At 61.0% G+C, this 18,181-nt stretch carries 24 protein-coding genes and 1 pseudogene; 13 read left to right on the forward strand and 12 right to left on the reverse strand.

Annotated elements, in window-relative coordinates:
* Nucleotides 1-17 precede the first annotated feature (17 nt).
* A complete protein-coding gene (locus tag HU759_RS12495; protein ID WP_225933059.1) occupies nucleotides 18-125 on the forward strand; it encodes a GNAT family N-acetyltransferase in 108 nt (35 codons plus the stop codon).
* Here the strand turns inward: HU759_RS12495 and HU759_RS12500 are convergent.
* On the reverse strand, nucleotides 103-705 hold the full coding sequence (locus HU759_RS12500) for a response regulator transcription factor (protein WP_169988731.1): 603 nt from the start codon (nucleotides 703-705) through the stop codon (nucleotides 103-105). The genes HU759_RS12495 and HU759_RS12500 overlap by 23 nt on opposite strands.
* Before the next feature lie 114 nt (nucleotides 706-819).
* Between HU759_RS12500 and HU759_RS12505 the strand changes: the two genes are divergently transcribed.
* A complete protein-coding gene (locus HU759_RS12505; RefSeq protein WP_170038491.1) occupies nucleotides 820-2,433 on the forward strand; it encodes a hybrid sensor histidine kinase/response regulator in 1,614 nt (537 codons plus the stop codon).
* On the opposite strand, the gene HU759_RS12510 is transcribed toward HU759_RS12505, so the two are convergent.
* Nucleotides 2,423-2,758 (reverse strand): hypothetical protein, encoded by a 336-nt coding sequence (locus HU759_RS12510; protein ID WP_017134555.1) that lies wholly within the window; start codon nucleotides 2,756-2,758, stop codon nucleotides 2,423-2,425. The genes HU759_RS12505 and HU759_RS12510 overlap by 11 nt on opposite strands.
* Before the next feature lie 176 nt (nucleotides 2,759-2,934).
* Here HU759_RS12510 and HU759_RS12515 point away from each other — a divergent pair, with 176 nt between their 5' ends.
* Nucleotides 2,935-3,399, forward strand: a complete 465-nt coding sequence (locus HU759_RS12515; RefSeq protein WP_186618427.1) for a GNAT family N-acetyltransferase — start codon at nucleotides 2,935-2,937, stop codon at nucleotides 3,397-3,399.
* Nucleotides 3,400-3,605: 206 nt separating this feature from the next.
* Here the strand turns inward: HU759_RS12515 and HU759_RS12520 are convergent, their stop codons facing one another.
* Nucleotides 3,606-4,088: an HIT family protein gene (locus HU759_RS12520; RefSeq protein WP_186618426.1), complete on the reverse strand. Its 483-nt coding sequence runs from the start codon at nucleotides 4,086-4,088 to the stop codon at nucleotides 3,606-3,608.
* A gap of 140 nt (nucleotides 4,089-4,228) precedes the next feature.
* Between HU759_RS12520 and HU759_RS12525 the strand changes: the two genes are divergently transcribed.
* Complete coding sequence (locus tag HU759_RS12525; protein WP_099548710.1) at nucleotides 4,229-4,558, forward strand: DHCW motif cupin fold protein; 330 nt, start codon at nucleotides 4,229-4,231, stop codon at nucleotides 4,556-4,558.
* Here HU759_RS12525 and HU759_RS12530 read toward each other — a convergent pair.
* Nucleotides 4,545-5,576, reverse strand: coding sequence for an NADP-dependent oxidoreductase (locus HU759_RS12530; RefSeq protein WP_186618425.1), 1,032 nt, complete (start codon nucleotides 5,574-5,576; stop codon nucleotides 4,545-4,547). The genes HU759_RS12525 and HU759_RS12530 overlap by 14 nt on opposite strands.
* Nucleotides 5,577-5,662: 86 nt before the next feature.
* Between HU759_RS12530 and HU759_RS12535 the strand changes: the two genes are divergently transcribed.
* Nucleotides 5,663-6,598 (forward strand): LysR family transcriptional regulator, encoded by a 936-nt coding sequence (locus HU759_RS12535; protein ID WP_099548708.1) that lies wholly within the window; start codon nucleotides 5,663-5,665, stop codon nucleotides 6,596-6,598.
* Here HU759_RS12535 and HU759_RS12540 read toward each other — a convergent pair.
* From HU759_RS12540 to HU759_RS12555, 4 genes are all read right to left on the reverse strand, one after another.
* The gene (locus tag HU759_RS12540) at nucleotides 6,552-7,466 is read right to left on the reverse strand and encodes a LysR substrate-binding domain-containing protein (RefSeq protein ID WP_186618424.1); all 915 of its coding nucleotides are present in this window, start codon (nucleotides 7,464-7,466) and stop codon (nucleotides 6,552-6,554) included. The two genes, HU759_RS12535 and HU759_RS12540, sit on opposite strands and share 47 nt — an antisense overlap.
* A 91-nt stretch (nucleotides 7,467-7,557) precedes the next feature.
* Complete coding sequence (locus HU759_RS12545; protein ID WP_225933046.1) at nucleotides 7,558-9,186, reverse strand: argininosuccinate lyase; 1,629 nt, start codon at nucleotides 9,184-9,186, stop codon at nucleotides 7,558-7,560.
* A gap of 281 nt (nucleotides 9,187-9,467) precedes the next feature.
* Nucleotides 9,468-9,944: a copper chaperone PCu(A)C gene (locus tag HU759_RS12550; protein ID WP_017134495.1), complete on the reverse strand. Its 477-nt coding sequence runs from the start codon at nucleotides 9,942-9,944 to the stop codon at nucleotides 9,468-9,470.
* Complete coding sequence (locus HU759_RS12555; protein ID WP_017134494.1) at nucleotides 9,944-10,552, reverse strand: SCO family protein; 609 nt, start codon at nucleotides 10,550-10,552, stop codon at nucleotides 9,944-9,946. The genes HU759_RS12550 and HU759_RS12555 overlap by 1 nt, the downstream gene beginning before the upstream one ends.
* Nucleotides 10,553-10,732: 180 nt before the next feature.
* On the opposite strand from HU759_RS12555, the gene HU759_RS12560 reads away from it, so the two are divergent.
* From HU759_RS12560 to HU759_RS12570, 3 genes are all read left to right on the forward strand, one after another.
* Nucleotides 10,733-11,116: a DUF2946 domain-containing protein gene (locus tag HU759_RS12560; RefSeq protein WP_099548705.1), complete on the forward strand. Its 384-nt coding sequence runs from the start codon at nucleotides 10,733-10,735 to the stop codon at nucleotides 11,114-11,116.
* Between the two features lie 62 nt (nucleotides 11,117-11,178).
* On the forward strand, nucleotides 11,179-11,721 hold the full coding sequence (locus HU759_RS12565) for a putative natural product biosynthesis protein (RefSeq protein ID WP_169988741.1): 543 nt from the start codon (nucleotides 11,179-11,181) through the stop codon (nucleotides 11,719-11,721).
* A 257-nt stretch (nucleotides 11,722-11,978) separates the two neighbouring features.
* On the forward strand, nucleotides 11,979-12,551 hold the full coding sequence (locus tag HU759_RS12570) for a cytochrome b (RefSeq protein ID WP_017134491.1): 573 nt from the start codon (nucleotides 11,979-11,981) through the stop codon (nucleotides 12,549-12,551).
* Between the two features lies 1 nt (nucleotide 12,552).
* Here HU759_RS12570 and HU759_RS12575 read toward each other — a convergent pair whose 3' ends face one another.
* Nucleotides 12,553-12,807, reverse strand: coding sequence for a hypothetical protein (locus tag HU759_RS12575; protein ID WP_176991106.1), 255 nt, complete (start codon nucleotides 12,805-12,807; stop codon nucleotides 12,553-12,555).
* 201 nt (nucleotides 12,808-13,008) lie between these two features.
* On the opposite strand from HU759_RS12575, the gene HU759_RS12580 reads away from it, so the two are divergent.
* A complete protein-coding gene (locus HU759_RS12580; RefSeq protein ID WP_017134489.1) occupies nucleotides 13,009-13,212 on the forward strand; it encodes a hypothetical protein in 204 nt (67 codons plus the stop codon).
* Between the two features lie 106 nt (nucleotides 13,213-13,318).
* Here the strand turns inward: HU759_RS12580 and HU759_RS12585 are convergent, their stop codons facing one another.
* Nucleotides 13,319-13,879 carry a type 1 glutamine amidotransferase domain-containing protein gene (locus HU759_RS12585; protein ID WP_138450255.1) on the reverse strand — a complete coding sequence of 187 codons (561 nt, stop codon included), beginning with the start codon at nucleotides 13,877-13,879 and terminating at the stop codon, nucleotides 13,319-13,321.
* 213 nt (nucleotides 13,880-14,092) lie between these two features.
* Here HU759_RS12585 and HU759_RS12590 point away from each other — a divergent pair, with 213 nt between their 5' ends.
* From HU759_RS12590 to HU759_RS29850, 3 genes and pseudogenes are all read left to right on the forward strand, one after another.
* Nucleotides 14,093-14,317 (forward strand): hypothetical protein, encoded by a 225-nt coding sequence (locus tag HU759_RS12590; RefSeq protein WP_017134487.1) that lies wholly within the window; start codon nucleotides 14,093-14,095, stop codon nucleotides 14,315-14,317.
* 2 nt (nucleotides 14,318-14,319) lie between these two features.
* Nucleotides 14,320-14,751, forward strand: coding sequence for a hypothetical protein (locus tag HU759_RS12595; RefSeq protein WP_017134486.1), 432 nt, complete (start codon nucleotides 14,320-14,322; stop codon nucleotides 14,749-14,751).
* Nucleotides 14,751-14,950: pseudogene (locus tag HU759_RS29850) on the forward strand (DUF72 domain-containing protein); the annotation flags it as partial. The gene HU759_RS12595 and the pseudogene HU759_RS29850, both read left to right, overlap by 1 nt.
* Nucleotides 14,951-14,975: 25 nt before the next feature.
* Here HU759_RS29850 and HU759_RS12600 read toward each other — a convergent pair.
* Nucleotides 14,976-15,761 (reverse strand): DeoR/GlpR family DNA-binding transcription regulator, encoded by a 786-nt coding sequence (locus tag HU759_RS12600; RefSeq protein WP_138450257.1) that lies wholly within the window; start codon nucleotides 15,759-15,761, stop codon nucleotides 14,976-14,978.
* 121 nt (nucleotides 15,762-15,882) lie between these two features.
* Between HU759_RS12600 and HU759_RS12605 the strand changes: the two genes are divergently transcribed.
* Nucleotides 15,883-17,043, forward strand: coding sequence for an alpha-hydroxy acid oxidase (locus HU759_RS12605; protein ID WP_170038477.1), 1,161 nt, complete (start codon nucleotides 15,883-15,885; stop codon nucleotides 17,041-17,043).
* A gap of 192 nt (nucleotides 17,044-17,235) precedes the next feature.
* Here the strand turns inward: HU759_RS12605 and HU759_RS12610 are convergent, their stop codons facing one another.
* Nucleotides 17,236-18,174, reverse strand: coding sequence for an alpha/beta hydrolase (locus HU759_RS12610; RefSeq protein WP_017134483.1), 939 nt, complete (start codon nucleotides 18,172-18,174; stop codon nucleotides 17,236-17,238).
* Between the last annotated feature and the right edge of the window lie 7 nt (nucleotides 18,175-18,181).

Raw genomic sequence — 18,181 nt, forward strand, 5'->3', positions numbered from 1 at the left:
CGGTCGTGTATTCATGGGTGCGTGGCCGGCACGGTTACCTGCACCATCTGCTGGTAATGCCGGACTACCGCCGCCAGGGCATCGCCCAGGCCATGAAAACGCCTAGAACTCCCCGGAATACTTGACCGCCGCCGCCGCGCGCGAGGGCACTTTCAAGCTGCGCAGCAGCGACGATACATGGATGCGCACGGTGAACGGCGAGATCGCCAGGGCCTTGGCGATTTCCTTGTTGGTCTTGCCTTGGGCGATCAGGCGCAGCACTTCCTGCTGGCGCGCGGTGAGGCTGTGGGTGCCCAGCGGCAGCAGGCCGGAGGGAGAAAACTTGACCAGCACTTCGCCTTCGCGGATCGCCAACAGGGCCTGGCCGATTTCATCGGGGCTGATGTTCTTGCCGATAAAGCCATCGGCGCCCAGGGCCATGACCTGATCGATCAGCGCCGGGTCATCGACCATCGACACCACGATCAAGGTGGTGCGCCGCAGTTGCTGGCGCAGGTCGGCCAGTTGGCTCATGCAGGTAAGGCCCGGGAAGCGCAGGTCGAGGATCAGCGTGTCGATGTCGCCACCCTCGTGGATCAGCGCCTGCACCGCATCGAGGTCGCCGGCCTCTTGCACCACGGCCTCGGGCAACAGGCGCTGCACGGTGCGCAACATGCCTTCGCGAAACATTGGGTGGTCGTCGGCTATGATGATTCGGCCGGTCATGGCGTGCTCCTTCCTGGGGCATGGGTGTGCATTGGCATGCTACTTTAGCACCGCGCCACAGGGACGCCTCTGGCGCGCAAAGGATAGACCGAATGCCGCACAAGGACGTCCCCCATGAGTCATGAGACCAATTCCGAACTCGACCAGGCCAACCTGCGCATCGTGGTGGCCGCCATCGCCATTGTCTACATCGGCGCGCTGGGCTTTTTGCCGGGCCAGTCGGTAGACACCTACTTGCCGGTGATCCTGTATATCGTCGCGTTCCTGCTGGTCTCCATCGCGTTGCGTCAGGTGATTGCGCGCTGGCCAGGGCATTACCCGGCGCGGCGGATATTCGGCATGATCCATGACTACACCGGCACCTCGTTCGGGCTGGTGGTGGGCGGCGAACCGGCACTGCCACTGTATGCGGTGATGGTGTGGGTCAACCTGGGCAACGGCATGCGCTACGGCTCGCGCTACCTGGCGATTGCCACCGGCCTGGCCTTGCTCGCGCTGCTGATCGTGTACCGGCTGACGCCACTGTGGCAGGCGCAGCCGTTCATGGTGCTGATGCTGATGATCACCAGCACAGTGATCCCGGTGTACGCGCATATCTTGCTTGAGCGCACGCGCAAGGCTTCCGAAGAAGCCATCGCCGCCAACCTGGAAAAATCGCGCTTCCTGGCTCAGGCCAGCCACGATCTGCGCCAGCCTATTCACTCCATCGGCCTGTTCACCGCCTGTTTGCGTGAAGCGCAGTTGGGCGAGGCTGAGCAGCGCTTGGTGGACAATATCGACCGCTCGCTGCTCAACGTGTCGCAGCTGTTCCGTTCGATTCTCGACCTTTACACCCTCGACAACGGCAGGCTGTTGCCCAAGTACCAGGTGATTCACTTGGGCGAATTCCTCGCCGACCTGGTGCGCCAACACGCCGAAGCGGCGCATTGGGCCGGGGTGCAACTGCGCCTGCGACCGTGTGCGCATTGGGTGCAGGTCGACCCCGCGATGCTGGCGACGATGGTGCAAAACCTGCTCTCCAATTGCTTTAAATACGGCGCACAACGGCCCGTGCTGATCGGCGTGCGCGTGCGCGACGGCGGCTTGTCGGTGGAGGTGCATGACCAGGGGCGCGGTATTGCCGAGGAGCATCAGGTGAAGGTCTTCGAAGAGTTTTATCGGGTCCGCCAACTGCGCGACAAGGACGTCGAAGGCGTGGGCCTGGGGCTGTCCATCGTCAAGCGCCTGGGGCAATTGATGGGGGTGCAGGTGAGCCTGCGATCACGGGTGGGCCATGGCACCTCTGTGAGCTTGCATGGCCTGGCATTGGCGACGGCGCCACGCCAACCGGCTGCGCGCGACGACGCGCGCCAGGCCGGCCTGCTGACGGGTTTGAAAGTCTGCCTGGTGGAAGATGACCACAACGTGCTGCTGGCCACCCAGGCCTTGCTGGAGCGCTGGGGCTGCGAGGTGCAGGCCGAATCCAGCGGGCAAGGCCTGGCCAGCGATTGCGACATCATCGTCGCCGACTACGACCTGGGCAACCACGCCACCGGCATCGAATGCATCGACGCCCTGCGCGAGCAACGCGGCTGGGCGGTGCCGGCGCTGATCCTCACCGGCCACGACGTGGAGAAAATCCAGGCGGCCTTGCACGACCGCCAGATCGCGATTCTGTCCAAACCGGTGCGGCCTGCAGAACTGCGCGGCACGCTGCGTGACCTCAGCCAATCGGGCGTTACTGGTTAAACGGCGTCAGGCCATTGCCCCGGGCGCCCTTGGGCTGGCAGTAGGCGGCAGGCTTCATCAGGCCAAAGCTGGCCACGGCAAACATGCCACCGCTGGCACCGCTGGGCACTGAGCAGTTGTAATCGCCGGAGGCGGCGCTGGCGATGTAGTAGGTGGTCATGGAGTCGCTGCGTACATTGGAGATACGCTTGACCGGTTCACCGAGGTTGGTTTCCGACAGCGTCTTGAGATGGTCTTCGCTGGGCTTGACGTTGCTGCAACCGGCGACACCGATGATCAGGGCGCCGAGCAGGGTGAGACGGGTAACGGGAGCGTGCAGGTTCATGATGCTTCTTCCTTGGGATTGTTTTGGTTTTTCCAACGCGCAATGCACCCTCGCGCAACAGGTGTGCGGTGCCGGGGGGAGCGTTGGAAGTGCCGAGGAATATAGCGCCGCCGGGTAAAGGGGTCGATTAGCACAAGTGTGCTAATGGCACGGTGAGGTCATGGATGGAGAGAGCAATGCTAGCGATCAAACGCGCCACCCAAGCGGACGCCCAGGCGGCGTTCGACATTCGTCTGTTGGCCATCCGCAGCCAATGCATCGGCGCCTACACCGCTGAGCAAATGGCGCTGTGGACACGCGGCAGCGCCGAAGACGGTTACGACACACTGATGGACAAGCCGTTTTACCTGGGCTGGGTCAATGACGTACCGGTCGCCACCGGCATGCTCGATCTGGACAACAACGAAGTGGGCGTCCTGTTTGTGCTGCCGGCGTTTACTGGCCGAGGTTACGGCAAGACCATGCTGGATCACCTGGAAAAGCTCGCGCGGGAACTGGCGATTGAAGAGGTCGTGCTGGACGCGACGTTGAATGCGGCGAGTTTCTACCGGGCCTGCGGGTATGTGGGTGAGGAGCAGGCGGTGTATCACTCGCCTTCGGGGTTGGCGTTGGCGTGTATCCCAATGGTAAAACGGCTTTGACTCTTGCCACAGTTGAGCTTGTCGCTGGGGGATTTGTGTATGTCGCGATGGCCCTGCGAACTGAGATCTAACCAACACAGCTGATCCCCTGTGGGAGCTGTCGAGCTTTAGCGAGGCTGCGAAAGCGGTGGGTCAGGCTACTTATGTATCGCCAGTGCCGCCGCCTTCGCAGCCTCGCCGGGGCTCGACAGCTCCCATCGTTGATTTCATTCGGCGCCGAAGGCTGTGCACAGTGTTTGAATAACCTGTTCCACGGTGGGACCTTGGACGGGTGGCGGTGTAAGGCTCTCGCCAAATTCGCGCCATACGAACAGCGTCAGCTCAGCCCCATCGGTCAGCCCTTGTTCCTTTGAGCCAAAACCTTGCAGCACCCGATAGCGCTCATCTCGCCAAAACGCCTGCTCCACCCAGTCATGCACCGGGATGAAGTGAAAGTGCAGCGGCAAGCCCGGCATGTGTCCGTAGCGGCTGATATACAGCCACTTCGGCCGCAGCTGTGCCTCCATCACCCGTTGGGTTTTGGCGAGCAGGCCACCCAGTTCAGCCAACGCGGCCTCGGGCATAGCCGCCAGGGAGTCGATCGGCGCTTTGGCGCCCAGCATCAGGTAGCCCGGCAGCTTTGAGGTCAGATGATGATTGAGCAACCAGTGCTCGGTTTCATGAAGGATGAAGGCGGGGTCGATCTGCATGCGCATGCGTCCATGAGAGCCGGGTGGGCAGGATAACAAGCATGGGCGGCTGTATCTCACAAAAGCTGGTGATCTGTGTCTGTCGCTGCGTGTGCCAGGGGGATAGTGTCGTGCCACGTTAACTGACGACCGAGCCCACCATGGAACTCACCGCTGTCCCGTTTGGCACCACCGACTGGTCCACCGTCGAGCCTGAACTTCACCCGGGCCTTACCGGCAATGCCCTGTGGCGTACCTGCCACTTCGGCACCACCCGCGTGCGCATGGTCGAGTACACCCCTGGCTATCTGGCCGATCACTGGTGCTGGCGCGGGCATGTATTGCTGTGTCTTGAAGGGGAATTGCACACGGAGTTGGAGGACGGCCGCCAGTTCACGCTGACGGCCGGGATGAGTTACCAGGTGGGCAATGACATGGAAGGCCATCGCTCATCCACCCACAGTGGTGCGAAGCTGTTTATTGTGGATTGAGGCGCACGATCAACTTGCCGAAATTACGCCCCTCCAGCAGCCCGATAAACGCTTCAGGTGCCTGGGCCAGACCGTCGATGATGTCTTCGCGAAATTTCAGTTTGCCCTCGGCGATCCACTGCGCAGCTTCCTGCAAGAACCTGTCTTGTTGTTGGTCGACAAATTCGGTCTGGATAAACCCGCGCACCGTCAGGCTCTTGGCGAGGATGTCATGCATCGTCGCCGGCAGCCGGTCGGCCTGTGCGTGCTGGATGGCGCCGTCGTTGTAGTGGGCGATCAGCCCGCACACCGGAATCCGCGCGAAGTTATTGAGCAGTGGGCGTACCGCGTCCCACACCGGCCCGGCGACGTTTTCGAAGTACACATCAATGCCGTCCGGGCAGGCCTTGGCCAGTTGCTCGGCAAAGTCCGGGGCGCGGTGGTCGATGACTGCGTCAAAGCCCAGTTCATCCTTCACGAAAGCACACTTGTCGGCGCCGCCGGCGATCCCCACGACGCGGGCACCCTGCAGCCGAGCGATCTGGCCGACCACCGAGCCGACTGCGCCACTGGCCGCTGCCACCACGACGGTATCGCCCGGTTTTGGCTTACCGATATTCAGCAGCCCGGCGTAGGCGGTAAATCCCGGCATGCCGAGTACACCGAGAGCAGTGGTGGGATGGGCGATGCTGGGGTCGAGGCGGCGCAAATCCTGGCCGTTGGATAAGGCAAAACGCTGCCAACCGGCGTAGGCCAGCACTGTATCGCCTTCGTGCCAATCGCTGTGACGCGACTGTTTGATGCGCGCGACGGTGCCACCCACCATCACTTCGCCAATGCCCACCGGCTCGGCATAGGATTTGGCCGCGCTCATGCGCCAGCGCATATAGGGGTCGAGGGACAGGTAGAGGTTTTCCAGCAACACTTCGCCGTCGGCGGGTTCGGGGACCGGTGAGTGTTCCAGGCGGAAGTCGCTGGTTGTCGGGCGCCCGTCGGGGCGTGCGGCCAAAACGATGCGTGTGTTTTCGGTGTGGTTCATGGCGTATTACTCACTGATTGAACAGGCTGAGCAGCGTAGCCATGGGCAAGCTATCAAGGTAGGCTCATAACAGTTGATTCAGAGTTATGCCAAACATGATATCCGATGCCTTCGAACCGTATTTGCTGCGCACTTTCGTTGCGGTGTGCCACCACGGCAGCCTCAGTGGCGCCGCCCAGCAGGCGGGCAGGGCGCAATCGGCCCTGAGTGCGCAGATTCGCCGTCTGGAGGAGCTGCTTGGGCAACGCCTGCTGCGCCGAACTGGGCGTGGCGTGGTGCCCACCACCGAGGGTGAGTTGTTGCTCAGCTACGCCACACGCATCCTGGCCCTGGGTGAAACGGTCGCCACACGCCTGAAGGAGCGTACGGTGATGGGCACTGTGCGCGTGGGCTTGTCCGAAGACGTGGCGGTCACTACCTTGCCGGCGGCGCTGGGCCGTTTGCGCCGCACCTGCCCGCATATGCACATGGAAATCACCGTGGACCACGGCGATGCGTTAGCGCAGCGCTGGCACGACGGCCTGTTGGATGTGGCCATCGGCGTCAGCTCGGTATTCGCCGCCGACCCGGTGCGCACCTGGAATGTGCCGCTTTATTGGGTGTGCGCGATTGACGATGAAGTCGATCCGGCGCTGCCTCTGGACGTGATCGTGTACGCCGAGCCTTGCGCGTGGCGACGCTTGATGTTCGACGCATTACTGGCGGCCGGTCGCGACTTTCGCGTGACCGTCACCAGCCCGAACGTCGGTGTGATCAGCGCGGCTGTCGAAAACGGTTTGGGCGTTGCCCTGTTGCCTGCCGACAATATCAACCCGCACACCATGCGCGTGATTGCGCTGGCGCCCGCTGGCAATGCCGCATTGAGCGTCAACTATGGGTTGTTCGCGGTACCGCGCCAGACCGAAAGCATCCGTGCCACGGTCGAATTGCTCAGCGAGGGGTTTCATTTGATGACGCAACCGAGGGTGAAGGGTCTCAGCCTTTGCGATACACCGCCCCCAACTCCCGCGCCAGCCCAATAAAATTCTGCAACGGCGCCGACGGATTAAACGCGCGCCGCACCAGCGTAATCGGCGCCAGCAGCTTGGGCCTGGCGTCTTTGATTCGGCAATACACCACGCTGTCACGGTGCACATCGCGCATCGACGCCGGCACCACGGAGATGCCTTCGCCGGCCGCTACCAGGCTGACGTTGGTCAGCATGCGTTCCACTTCAAAGGCAATCCTGGGTTCGAAACCGGCGTTCTGGCAGGCGGTGATCAAGTTGGCGTACATGCCCGGCGCGCCAGGGCGGCGTACCAGGATAAAGCGTTCGTCCTTGAGTGCGGCAAGGGGGATGGCGCTGCCTGCGGCGTCCAGCAACGGGTGGCCGGTGGGCAGGACCAGCAGCATTTCTTCGTTGAGCAGGCGGTGGAAGGTCAGGCTTTGATGGGTACTGACCGGGGCGCGCAGGATGCCGACGTCGATGCGTTTTTCGATGGCGTCTTCGGTCAATTCCCGGGCGCTGCCTTCATTGATCGAAAGCTCTACCGCCGGGTAGCGCTCGCGGTAGGCGCGGATGATGCGCGGGATCAGCGCGTGGGCGGCGGCCGAACTGGTGAAGCCGATGGCCAGGGTGCCCTCGATGCCCTGGGCCACGCGGGAGGCCTTGAGTGCGCCATGCTCAACACGCGCCAAAATGGCTTGGGCTTCTTCAAGAAACACCAGGCCACCGGCCGTCAGGTCTACGCCCTTGGGGTGGCGCTTGAACAGATCGAACCCCAGCTCCTGCTCCAGGGCACGAATCTGCTGGCTCAGGGGCGGTTGTTGCATGTTCAGGCGTGCGGCGGCACGGGTGAAATGTCGTTCTTCGGCCACCATGATGAAATAGCGTAAATGGCGAAGTTCCATGGTGGCCTATCCCGTGACAAGACGCAGTGGTGGGCGGCCGCAAGCGGCCCGGCCGTCAATATGCCCAAAGCCTGCGACCACCACAATCCGTTCAGCGTTTGCTGTCGGCCAGCTTGTCGAAGGCCTGGTCGAGATGGGTTTCGGCGCCTTTGAGCTTTTCATGCCGCTCCTTGAGCCACTGCTGATCAGCCTGCAGCGTCTTGCGCGCCTCCACCAGCATGCGCTTGACCTCCTGTGGCTGCGGGCCGCCGGTGCCTTTGCGGGTCTGGACCATGTTGGTGGGCGACAGCGCCGCTCTAAAACCTGCTTCATCGAGCGGCAGGGTATTGGGCGTCCATTTGTACTTGTCCGCCGCCTGGCTATACAGTTTCTGCGCGTCGGCATAGGCGAAGGTCTTCGGCGTGGTGCCGTTGCTGCGCGCTTCGGTGACGATCAGCGAGGCAAAGCTGTGGCCGATGCGAAACGGCACTTTGTACTGGCGCTCCAGCGTGTCGGCCAGTTCCATCGAGGTGGTCCATTCCGACTCCAGTTCTTCGAGCGCGCGCTGCGGGTTGATCTGCAGCGCGTCGAGCACCGCGTCGAGGCTGTGGAACATCTCCTGGGTCGAGCGGAACACGCCCAGCGAGTCGAAGGCGAACTTGTAGTCGGTCATGCCGGTGGTGACGTTATGCGCGCGCAAGGTGACGGCCTGGGCCAGACCCACCACGTCAGAGGCACTCTCACGCGCGCGCATCAGCAAGCCCGGGTTGCGTTTTTGCGGCATGGCGCTGCTGGTGTAGGTGGCTTCCTCATCGAGCAACAGCCAAGGGCGAATCTGATGGTACTGGGTGTGGATATCGCCAATCATCGCGCCCACACGGATGGCGGACGATGACGCCATATTGGCCGCTTCGATGGGAATGTCATAGGTCGAGACCTGGCTGGAATCCAGCGAGTTCTCGCGCACGCCATCAAAGCCCAGCAGCTCGGCCAGGCGCTCACGGTTCAGCGGATACGCCGAGTTCGCCAGCACGGCGGTGCCCATCGGGCTCTGGTTGAGGCGTGTGTACAGCTCGCGGATACGCTGGCCATCGCGGTCGAACGCGGCTTCAAAGGCCAGCAGGTAATGCGCATAGCTGATGGGCATGGCCTGCACGCCGTTGGTGTAGGCGGGCACCAGGGTGTCGACGTTTTTGTCGGCGATGTTCAGCAGGCGTTGGCGTGTGGCGTTGAGCGCTTCGCTGTAGGCCAGCACCTGGCTGCGCAGGGCGGCCAGGCGGTAGGTGGCAAGCATGTCCTGGCGGCTGCGGCCGGAGTGGATCAAGGAGGCTTCGGGACCGATCTTGTCGGTCATGATTTTTTCCAGTTGCAGCACATCACTGGGGCGCGTGCCGCCGGGCTGGTCGGCCTGGGCGATGGCGTAGCGCACACCGCCGGCGATCCTCTGGCCCATCTCGGGCTTGACGATGCCTTCTTCGGTGAGCATCACGATCGAGGCTTTGTTGATGCGGTTGAGCCAGGCGAATTGGGTCTGGGTGGGGTCGCCCTTGGCCTTGCGCTCGGTTTGGGAACTGTCGGGCGTGGCGCCGACCTTGGCCGCCTGGGCCGCGCATTGTTCGGTGGTGGTGCAGGGCAGCTCGCCGGTGTTGGCGGCATAGGCGCTGAGGCTGTTGAACAGGGCAAAGGCCACGGCAAGGGAAAGCAGGCTTTTCACAGCACGTTGGGGGGATGTGTTGTTCACAGAGACACCTGATTTATTGTTGGAATTATGGGCCGACGTTGCGGCGCAATCAGGCTAGCGGGTGTTTGAGTAGATTGAAAATATATAGAAAGTGTTGATGGCAGAGGTTTTGGATATGGCTGATAGCGCTTGCCAGATTAAGATCAAAAGCACATTTGTGTGCGCCGCGAACTGCTTTTCTGTGGGAGCTGGCTTGCCTGCGATGGCATCAACGCGGTCTACCTCACACACCGAGGTGTTTGCATCGCAGGCAAGCCAGCTCCCACATTCATCAGCGGTTCTCAGTGCATCTTGCTGTGGTCCATGTCACCCATATCGGTCAGCGCGCGGGCAGGGGCTGTTACTTCAACGGTCTGCTTCTCACCCTTGGCGTTTTCCACGGTCAAGGTCAACGGCACCTGGTCGCCTTGCTTGATCTGGCCGGTGAGGCCCATGAGCATCACGTGGTAGCCCTCCGGGTCGAGCTTGACCGCTTTGCCGGCAGGCAGGGCCACCGAATCCACCGGGCCCATGCGCATCACGTCGTCCTTCATGCTCATCTCATGAATCTGCACGTCCTTGGCCACAGGCGACTTCACGCTGAGCAATTTGCTGTCGCTGTCGGCGGTGACGGTCATGAACGCGCCGCTGGAGGTCTGGCCCGCCACGGTCGCGCGTACCCATGCATCGCTGACCTGAACCTGGGCGCTGGCGTGCGCCGCGAGGCCCAGCAAGGTGAGGCCGAATGTCAGGCGCTTGAGGGTTTGAACGGCAGTCATTAGCAGACCTCCATGACGGTGAGCAGGTCTTCTGCGCACTCTTTAGCGGTAAGGGATGCCGACAGGCCCAGGCGCAGATTGCCGCGGGTGTCGAACACGAAACTGGTGGAGGTGTGGGACAGGGTGTAGGTGTCTCCGGCCGGGATCTTTTCATAAAAGATGCCGAACTCCTTGGCGGCCACGGCGATTTCTTCCGGGGTGCCATACAGCGCTTCGAAGCTGGGGTCGAAGGCCTTGACGTAGCGGTCGAGCAATTCGGGTGTGTCACGCTCGGGGTCGAGGGTGATAAACACCACCTGCATGATTTTGCCATCGCGGCCCATCAGCTTCTTGGCCTGGGCGGCGCGGGCCAGGGTGGTGGGGCACACGGCCGGGCATTGGGTGAAGCCGAAGAACACCACCGGCATCAGGCCACGGTACGAACTCAGGGTGACGGTTTCGCCGTCGGTGTTCTTGAGCTTGAAGGTGCGGCCCATGATCTTGTCACTGAGGTCCTTGCCGTACTTGAAGTTCAGCTTGGGGCTGTAGTCACAGCCGCCCAGCAGGCTGCCCAGGCCCAGCAGGCCCATACCGGTCAGCACTTTGCGGCGGGTGAATAACGTACTCATCAACTGTGCATCCTGTGAAACGCCTGCATTGCTCTGGATCTACAGTTCAGGCTTTGAAAAGGAGTAATGATGCGGGCGCACAGTCTACCAACCCCGGCCAGCCCACGTAATCTGCGACGTTCTGCCACAGGGGCGCGTGGCGCTTCATCCTTTTGCGGCTTCGGTGGTAGAGTCGCCGCCATGAAATTGAGCCACCCCGACCGTTCACTGATCGCCTGGGCCCTGTACTTCTGCGTGCTGATGAACCTGTTCGTCTGCGGTTTGGGGCATGGGCAGATGATGGGCCTGCAGCTCAATGGTATCGGCGGGGCGTTCTGTTCGGCGGACGGCAGCCAGGCGCCGCTTTCCGACAAAGGGTCAGGAAACACGGCCTCCAGCAACATCTCGAACTACTTTGCCTGCCCGGTGTGCGCGGCCGTGACCGTGGCCATCGTGTTCATGATCGGCCTGGCCTGGCTGCTCGGCCTTGGGCAAACCCCGCGCCCGGCCCATGAACGGCGCAACAAGGCACCGCCACGCTATTGCTGGCCGTCGGCCAACCCTCGCGCTTCCCCCACTTTCTGACGTGTGCCTTGGGCTTCCTGTGATCAGGAGGCGTTCTATCGTCACGACTGTGAGTGCGTTTCATGAACCCACCTTTGCCAGCAGGCGCCAGCCGCCTGGTCAGCAAGGCATCCCGGCGTTTGCGCGCGGAACCCTTGCGCCCCGAATACCCGAGCAATTCGCGCTGCTTCGTGCACCTGGATGCACGCCTGTTGCCGTATTGGCACACCTTGTTCGATATCTGCCCGGCGCTGCTCAAGCTCGACCCGCCGGAGGGCTTGAACTTGTTCCGCAGCTTTATGACCTGGGCCTATCGCAACCAGGTCGCCCAGGATTGGACCTATCACCTGAATGTGTGCCGCTGGCTGTTGGCGTCCTCGTATCGGACGCGCATCGATGAGGAGCCGATCGAAGCCTTTATGGCGGCCGCGGCAGCACGCTGGATCAATGCCGATGAAAGCCAGGCCCAGGGCGTGGTCCTGGCCTGGCGAGACGCAAGGGTGTTCGACTGGAAGGGCAGCGCCTTGGCGGGCGTTGAGCATCAGATACTGCCGGACCCGGCAGGCGACTTTGCCTGGTGCCCGCTGGCTAAAAACGGTTTCCGCGGCTGGTTGCCGGTGCCTTGAGGTTCTGGTGAACCCATTGGGTGACACTGTGGCTCCAGAACGATCACCGTCACTGTGGCGAACAGGCTTGCCCTGCGTTGGGCTGCGCAGCAGCCCTCGCTCTTTCTTACGGGCTGACCGCGCCGCCTACAAGAGCGTCCCATTATCTCGTAGGAAACGGCCTGATGTTCCGTGCGGGCATCCTCATCAATTCTATTTTTTTGCCGGGAATGCCATCTTCACGGTCTTTGTAATGCACAGACTAATAAGAGGCTGAGATGACGAAAACTTCTGATGAGATGCCCCATTCCTTCTGCGCGAGCGACCGCTACGACCCGGTCAGTCGGGCCTTGCATTGGTTGATGGCAATTGTGTTTGCCTGGAGTTATTGCTCGGCGGTTGTCCACTTCCTGTCCTCCGATTCTGCGCTGGACAAGTGGCTATGGCCGTATCACAAGTCGGCGGGCCTGCTTTTGCTGGTGCTGCTGATACTGCGAGCCGGCTGGAACCTGCTGAACCGGCACAACCGCCCGCCGAGTTTCAACCGTGCGGCTGCTGTCGGGCATGCTGTGCTGTATGCGCTGATGTTCCTTATCCCTGTTATCGGGCTGGTACGCCAGTACGGCTCCGGTCGTGAGTTTTCGGCGTTTGGCCTGCCGATAATGGCGGGTTTCGAGGGCGATAAAATCCAGTGGATGATTGACCTGGGGCGCAATTTTCATAGCTTGCTGGGCTGGACAATGCTGGTGTTGATCGTCGGTCATATCGGCATGGTGATCGTGCATTCTCTGCGCGGCAATCCGCAGGTGTTGCGACGCATGACGGGAGGCGCCCGCCGGTTATGGCGCTAGGTCAACGGCCTTTTTTGGGGGCTTTTTTCTGGGTTTTCTTCCCGCCTTGCTGCTGAGTTGACGTGCCGCTGGAGGAGGTCTTTTCCTTCTGCGGCGTTTCAGCTTTTTTGTTGCTGTCCGACGGGCTGCTGGGGTATGTGCCCGGAGGCAGGGCCGAACCGGGTACGGCATCACCGAAGGCTGCGTAGGCGGGGGTTGCCAAGCACCCGGTCAGGCAAATCACTAACACGATCTTGCAGGAAATACCGGTCTTCATGACGAGAATCCTTTTCCATGCTTCACCTGTCAAAAGCTGCCCTTGCTCTGAATCCGAAGGGAGGCATTAATTGGGAGTGCAGGGGATCCGGCAAAGTTTTGATTTTTTTCGCCGCCACGACGAAAGGCCATGAACCGACATTTTTAATGAACCCTCACGCCGATCACTTGACCTAATGCATACGACCTCAGGAGGTGATGCATGCAAATAGACTATATCTGGATCGTGCTGGCGGTGATTTTGCTGGCGTTGGAATTGTGGGCGATCAACATCGTGTTGCGCAGCACCGGCGGCTGGGAGACCAAGGGGTTGTGGTTGATCATTCTGATTTTTGTGCCGTTGTTCGGGCTGATTGCCTGGGCCATGTTCGGGCCAAAACGTGAGATGGCCCAGCACCGTAAATAAATAGCACCGTAAATAACCAGCACCATAAATAGCACCGTAAACACTGAACACAAGCCACACAGCAAACAGGCGCCCCCGGGCGCCTGTTTGCGTTCAAGCCTGCCCGTTATCCCGCGACCGCCTTGGCAATCGCTTCGTTGAATGCCGGCAGGTCATCCGGTGTGCGCGAGGTGATCAAGGTCCAGCCATTGGCCTTGCACTCCTTGACCTGGGCATCTACCACGCCTGCAGCGCCGGCGTTTTCAAGGTCGATGCGCACGCTCTTGTATGCGGTGAGCGTCTTGCCTTCGATCACGCCGGCATCGATCAGCGCCCATGGCCCGTGGCAGATGGCGGCGACGGTTTTGCCGGCTTTGACGAAGTCGTTGATCAGCTTCAATGCGGCCGCGTCCTGACGCAGGGTGTCGGCATTCACGGTGCCACCGGGAATCACCAGCGCGTCGAAGTCACTGCTCAGCACCTGCGACAGCTTGACCTCGGATTCCACGGTCTGGTCCTTCTCGGTGTCGCCGACGAACGTCTGCACGGTGCCGCCTTTGCTGGAGCCATGCGTCACCGTCGCACCATAGCCACGCAATGTTTGCAGAGGCTTGAGCAGCTCGTCGCGCTCGATGCCGGTGTTGGAGGTGATGATGAGGATGTTCTTGCCGTTGAGTTGTGAGCTCATGGTCGAGTCTCTCCTGCTGGATGGATTAATCATGCGGTGTGGGAGAGTGGATCGAGCGTGGGCGGCAAAGGTTTAAATTAATTTGGACTTTTTTCTTGGGTGGTTTTCGAGGAGGGCCGACCTGCAAAAATCCTGAACTATCGAAAATCGCTGGCCTCTGCTGCATAGACGCCTGCTGCTTTTTGCGGGCCTTCTATTGCCTGGAGACTCACCATGACCGATCCCAAGACTGTCGACAAAACCCCGGAACCCATCAGCTCTGAAGATGCCCAGAAAGGCCGTCAACAACCTGCCAAGGGGCAGACGCTGGAACAGCCCAACCCGAAGACCAAAGCCGTGGACAAAGTGTTGACGCCCACGTCGATCAAGGACACCGAACGCCAGACTGACGCCATCAACGAGCAGGCTGCCAAGGCCGAGCGCAAGCTGGGCCACTGAGCATGGCCCGTTCGATCACGGCGTCTGAACTGGGCATTGAGCTTGCGCCCGACGATGATGCCAGCCTGTTCAAGTGGTTTATCGCCAGCTTCCTGATGGGCAAGCGTATTCAGGCGCCCATCGCGGCGCAGGCTTACAAGGTGATCGTGGAGCAAGAGGGCCGCGACACTGCACGCAAGTTGCAACATTGCACGTCGCGTGAGCTGGTTTCGATGCTCGGGCGTGCCCATTACGTGCGTTACGACGAAAGCACAGCGCAGCGTCTGCTGGACCTCAGCGCCAAGTTGAATGCCGAGTACGCGGGCAAGATCAGCCACATGCGCAGCGCCAGCGAAAACCGTGAGGCCTTCGAAAAACGCCTGGCCGAATTCGACGGCGTGGGGCCAAAAACCATCGAGATTTTCATGCGTGACGCGGCCAAGGTTCTGTTTTGATGGCACCGCTATTCGTGCGCTGTGCCGGCTGGAGTCTGCCGCGCGCACACTGGCCGGACTTTGCGGGCGTTCGGTTTTCGGTCAAGGCGCCCAGGGCATCACCCATGAACTGCGCTTGCAGCACTGCGAGACGGTACTGGATGAGTTCCTTGAACACTGCTTGAACTTGGGGGAGCAACTGGGCTGCCTGCTGATTCAATCACGCCGTGACCGATGGCTTGTTGCTACTCGACCTCTACCCGCAGCACTTCCAGGCCTAGTTGCTCATACGCCTCGACACTCGGCACATGCCACTCGGTGATCAGCGTATGAATACGGCTGCACGGCGCCACCACAAAGGGTTCTACCGCGCCGAGCTTGTCGGCCATGGTCACGGCCACCACGTGGGAGGCGCTGTCGAGCAGGGCTTGTTTGACCGTTACTTCATCGAAGTGCAGCGAAGTGATGCCCACTTGCGGGTGCAATGCACAGACACCGGTAAACAACAGGTCTGCCTGGATGCTCTGAATCAGGCGTACAGCTTCGTGGCCGCTGGTGGAGAGGGTCGCCGGGTTGATCTGGCCACCGGCCAAAATCACTTTGACATTTGGGTGGTCCGCCAAGGCGATGGCAATCATCGGTGACGGCGTGACCACCGTCAGGCGAATGGCGTGCGGCAATGACTGGGCAATACGCAGCGTGGTTGAGCCCGAATCGAACAGCACAATCTGGCCGTCTTCTACGCGGTCCGCCGCGAGTTGCGCGAGGTGGCGCTTGGCTTCGTTGGTCTCGCCGACGCGGGTGAAAAAATCCTTGCCGGTGTCTTTGGGCCGGGGCAGGGCGCCGCCGTGTACGCGTTGCAGCAGCCCGGCGGCGGCGAGTTCGCCGAGGTCGCGGCGGATGGTGTCCTGGGACACGGCGAAGTGCTCGACCAATTCTGACGCAGTGACTTTGCCGTCGCGCTCCAGCAGCAGCAAAATCTTCTGTTTGCGCAATGAAGGCAGGTCGATAGCTTGATGTGTGTTATGCATGTTTGTGCGTCTTTTTGCGTGTTTGTGCAAGATTAATCACCCGTCCACGCAAACGCAATGGCTGGTTACCAAGCCGATGGGCGGTTACTCTCCAGGCTCAGTTCAGGGAGAGGTGACCTAGATGCCGTTGATCACAACCATCGAAGATTTACGCAGGCTCGCGCAAAAACGTGTCCCACGGATGTTCTACGATTACGCCGACTCCGGCTCCTGGACTGAAAGCACTTACCGGGCAAATGAAAGCGATTTTGCCCGCATCCAATTTCGTCAGCGGGTGGCGCGCAATATCGATGAGCGTTCAATCCGCGCCAGCATGATCGGCCAGGACATGGCCATGCCCGTGGCTTTGGCGCCCACTGGGCTGGCGGGCATGCAGCATGCCGATGGCGAGATCCTCACTGCCCGCGCGGCTGCCGCTTTTGGCGTGCGTTATACCTTGTCGACCATGAGCATTTGTTCGCTGGAAGACATCGCCGCCCACGTTGGCCAACCGTTCTGGTTCCAGTTGTATGTGATGCGTGATCGCGTGTTTATGCAGCAGTTGATCGAGCGCGCCAAGGCTGCCGGTGTGGACGCGTTGGTGCTGACTCTGGATTTGCAGATCCTCGGCCAACGCCACAAAGACTTGATCAACGGCTTGTCGGCGCCGCCCAAGCTGACTGTGCCGAATATCCTCAATATGCTGACCAAGCCGCGTTGGGTGGCGGGCATGCTCGGCACCAAGCGCCATGGCTTCGGCAATATCGTCGGGCATGTCAAAGGCGTGGCCGATATCACTTCGCTGTCATCCTGGATCGGCCAGCAATTCGACCCGCGCCTGAGCTGGGACGATGTGGAATGGATCAAGCAATGCTGGGGCGGCAAGCTGATTATCAAGGGCATCCTGGATGTGGAAGACGCGCGGCTGGCCGCCAATTGCGGTGCGGATGCGCTGGTGGTGAGCAACCACGGTGGGCGCCAGCTCGATGGCGCACCGTCGAGCATCAGCCAATTGGCGGCGATTGCAGAGGCTGTGGGCGAGCAGATTGAAGTGTGGCTCGATGGCGGCATTCGCTCCGGCCAGGACGTGCTCAAGGCCATCGCATTGGGGGCCAAAGGCACCATGATCGGCCGGGCGCATTTGTATGGTTTGGGCGCGTTGGGTGAAGTCGGTGTGACCAAGGCGCTTGACATCATCGCCCGCGAGCTGGATGTGTCGATGGCACTGTGTGGCTATAACGATATACGCGATGTGAATCGCGAGATTTTGCTGCCGGGTAGCTTTCCCACAGGGGTTTGCTGAGCAAAAAAATCGTAAAAAAGTAAAAAGAGTTGTCCACGAAAACCGTGGGTATCTCTGTGGATAACTTTGCGAAGGCCCGGCAGGGTTGGCGATTTAACCTTCGGTTAATATTTGATCAGATTCTATTTTGGACCAGTATGGGCAGGGTTGGCGCTTGACAGCCAAGCGCGAACCCAGTGCCGAAAACTGCTATTACGACTCGCCGTCGCGACCTGTGGAGTGCGTGGCGATGGTTGCTGGCGTCGTTGCTGGCATCTTCGCCTGCATGAGTTTTTCCAGGGCCTGGCCATAACTGCGACCCGCCAGGCTCATGCTGTTGTTGTGGGTGGCGCCGGGTACGAGCAGCAACCGCTTGGGCTCCTGGGCGGCTTCAAACAACTGCTGGCTGAAACGCGGTGGCACGTACTGGTCGGCCAGGCCGTGCACCACCAGCAGCGGCATGTGCACGTCGGCAATCTTGTCGATGGAATCGAATTTCTGCGACAGCAGCCAACGCACCGGCAATGAGGTATTGGCCACGGCGGTGGCCGCATCCCCCAGGGAAGTAAAGGTGGACTCGATCACCAGCCCGCGCACCGGCACAGGCGTTTGTTTGCTCAGCTCAGCGGCGAGATCGATAGCCACGGCGCCGCCCAGCGAATGCCCGTAGATCAGGCGTTTGCCGGGGTCGGGCTGCAATATCTGGAAACGTTCCCAGGCAATGCGCGCGTCCTCATACACACTGGTTTCCGACGGCAAATCACCGTGGCTCTGGCCAAACCCGCGATAGTCGATGGCCAGCACCGAGAAGCCCAGCGCGTGCAGCTGTTCAATGCGAAACAACTGCCCGGTAAGGTTCCAGCGCACGCCGTGCAGGTAGAGGATCGCCGGCGCATCCTTGTGGCCGGCCGGGTACCACCAGCCGTGCAGATTCTGCCCCGATTTGAAACTGGCCGGCTTGATATCGAATTCCTGCACCGCCTTGGGCAGGCCGGTGTACCAGCCGGCGGTGCCCGGCTCGATGCGAAACACCAGCTCACGCTCCTTGTGTTGCAGCACGGCGCAGCCCACCGGCAGGCCGACAATCAGGATGGCCATGCACAGCAGGGGAACCCAGCGCAGGCCCAGGCGGGACAGAAAACGAGAGGACATGAAGGTT

The organism is Pseudomonas sp. OE 28.3, assembly GCF_014268205.2.
GTDB lineage: Bacteria > Pseudomonadota > Gammaproteobacteria > Pseudomonadales > Pseudomonadaceae > Aquipseudomonas > Aquipseudomonas edaphica.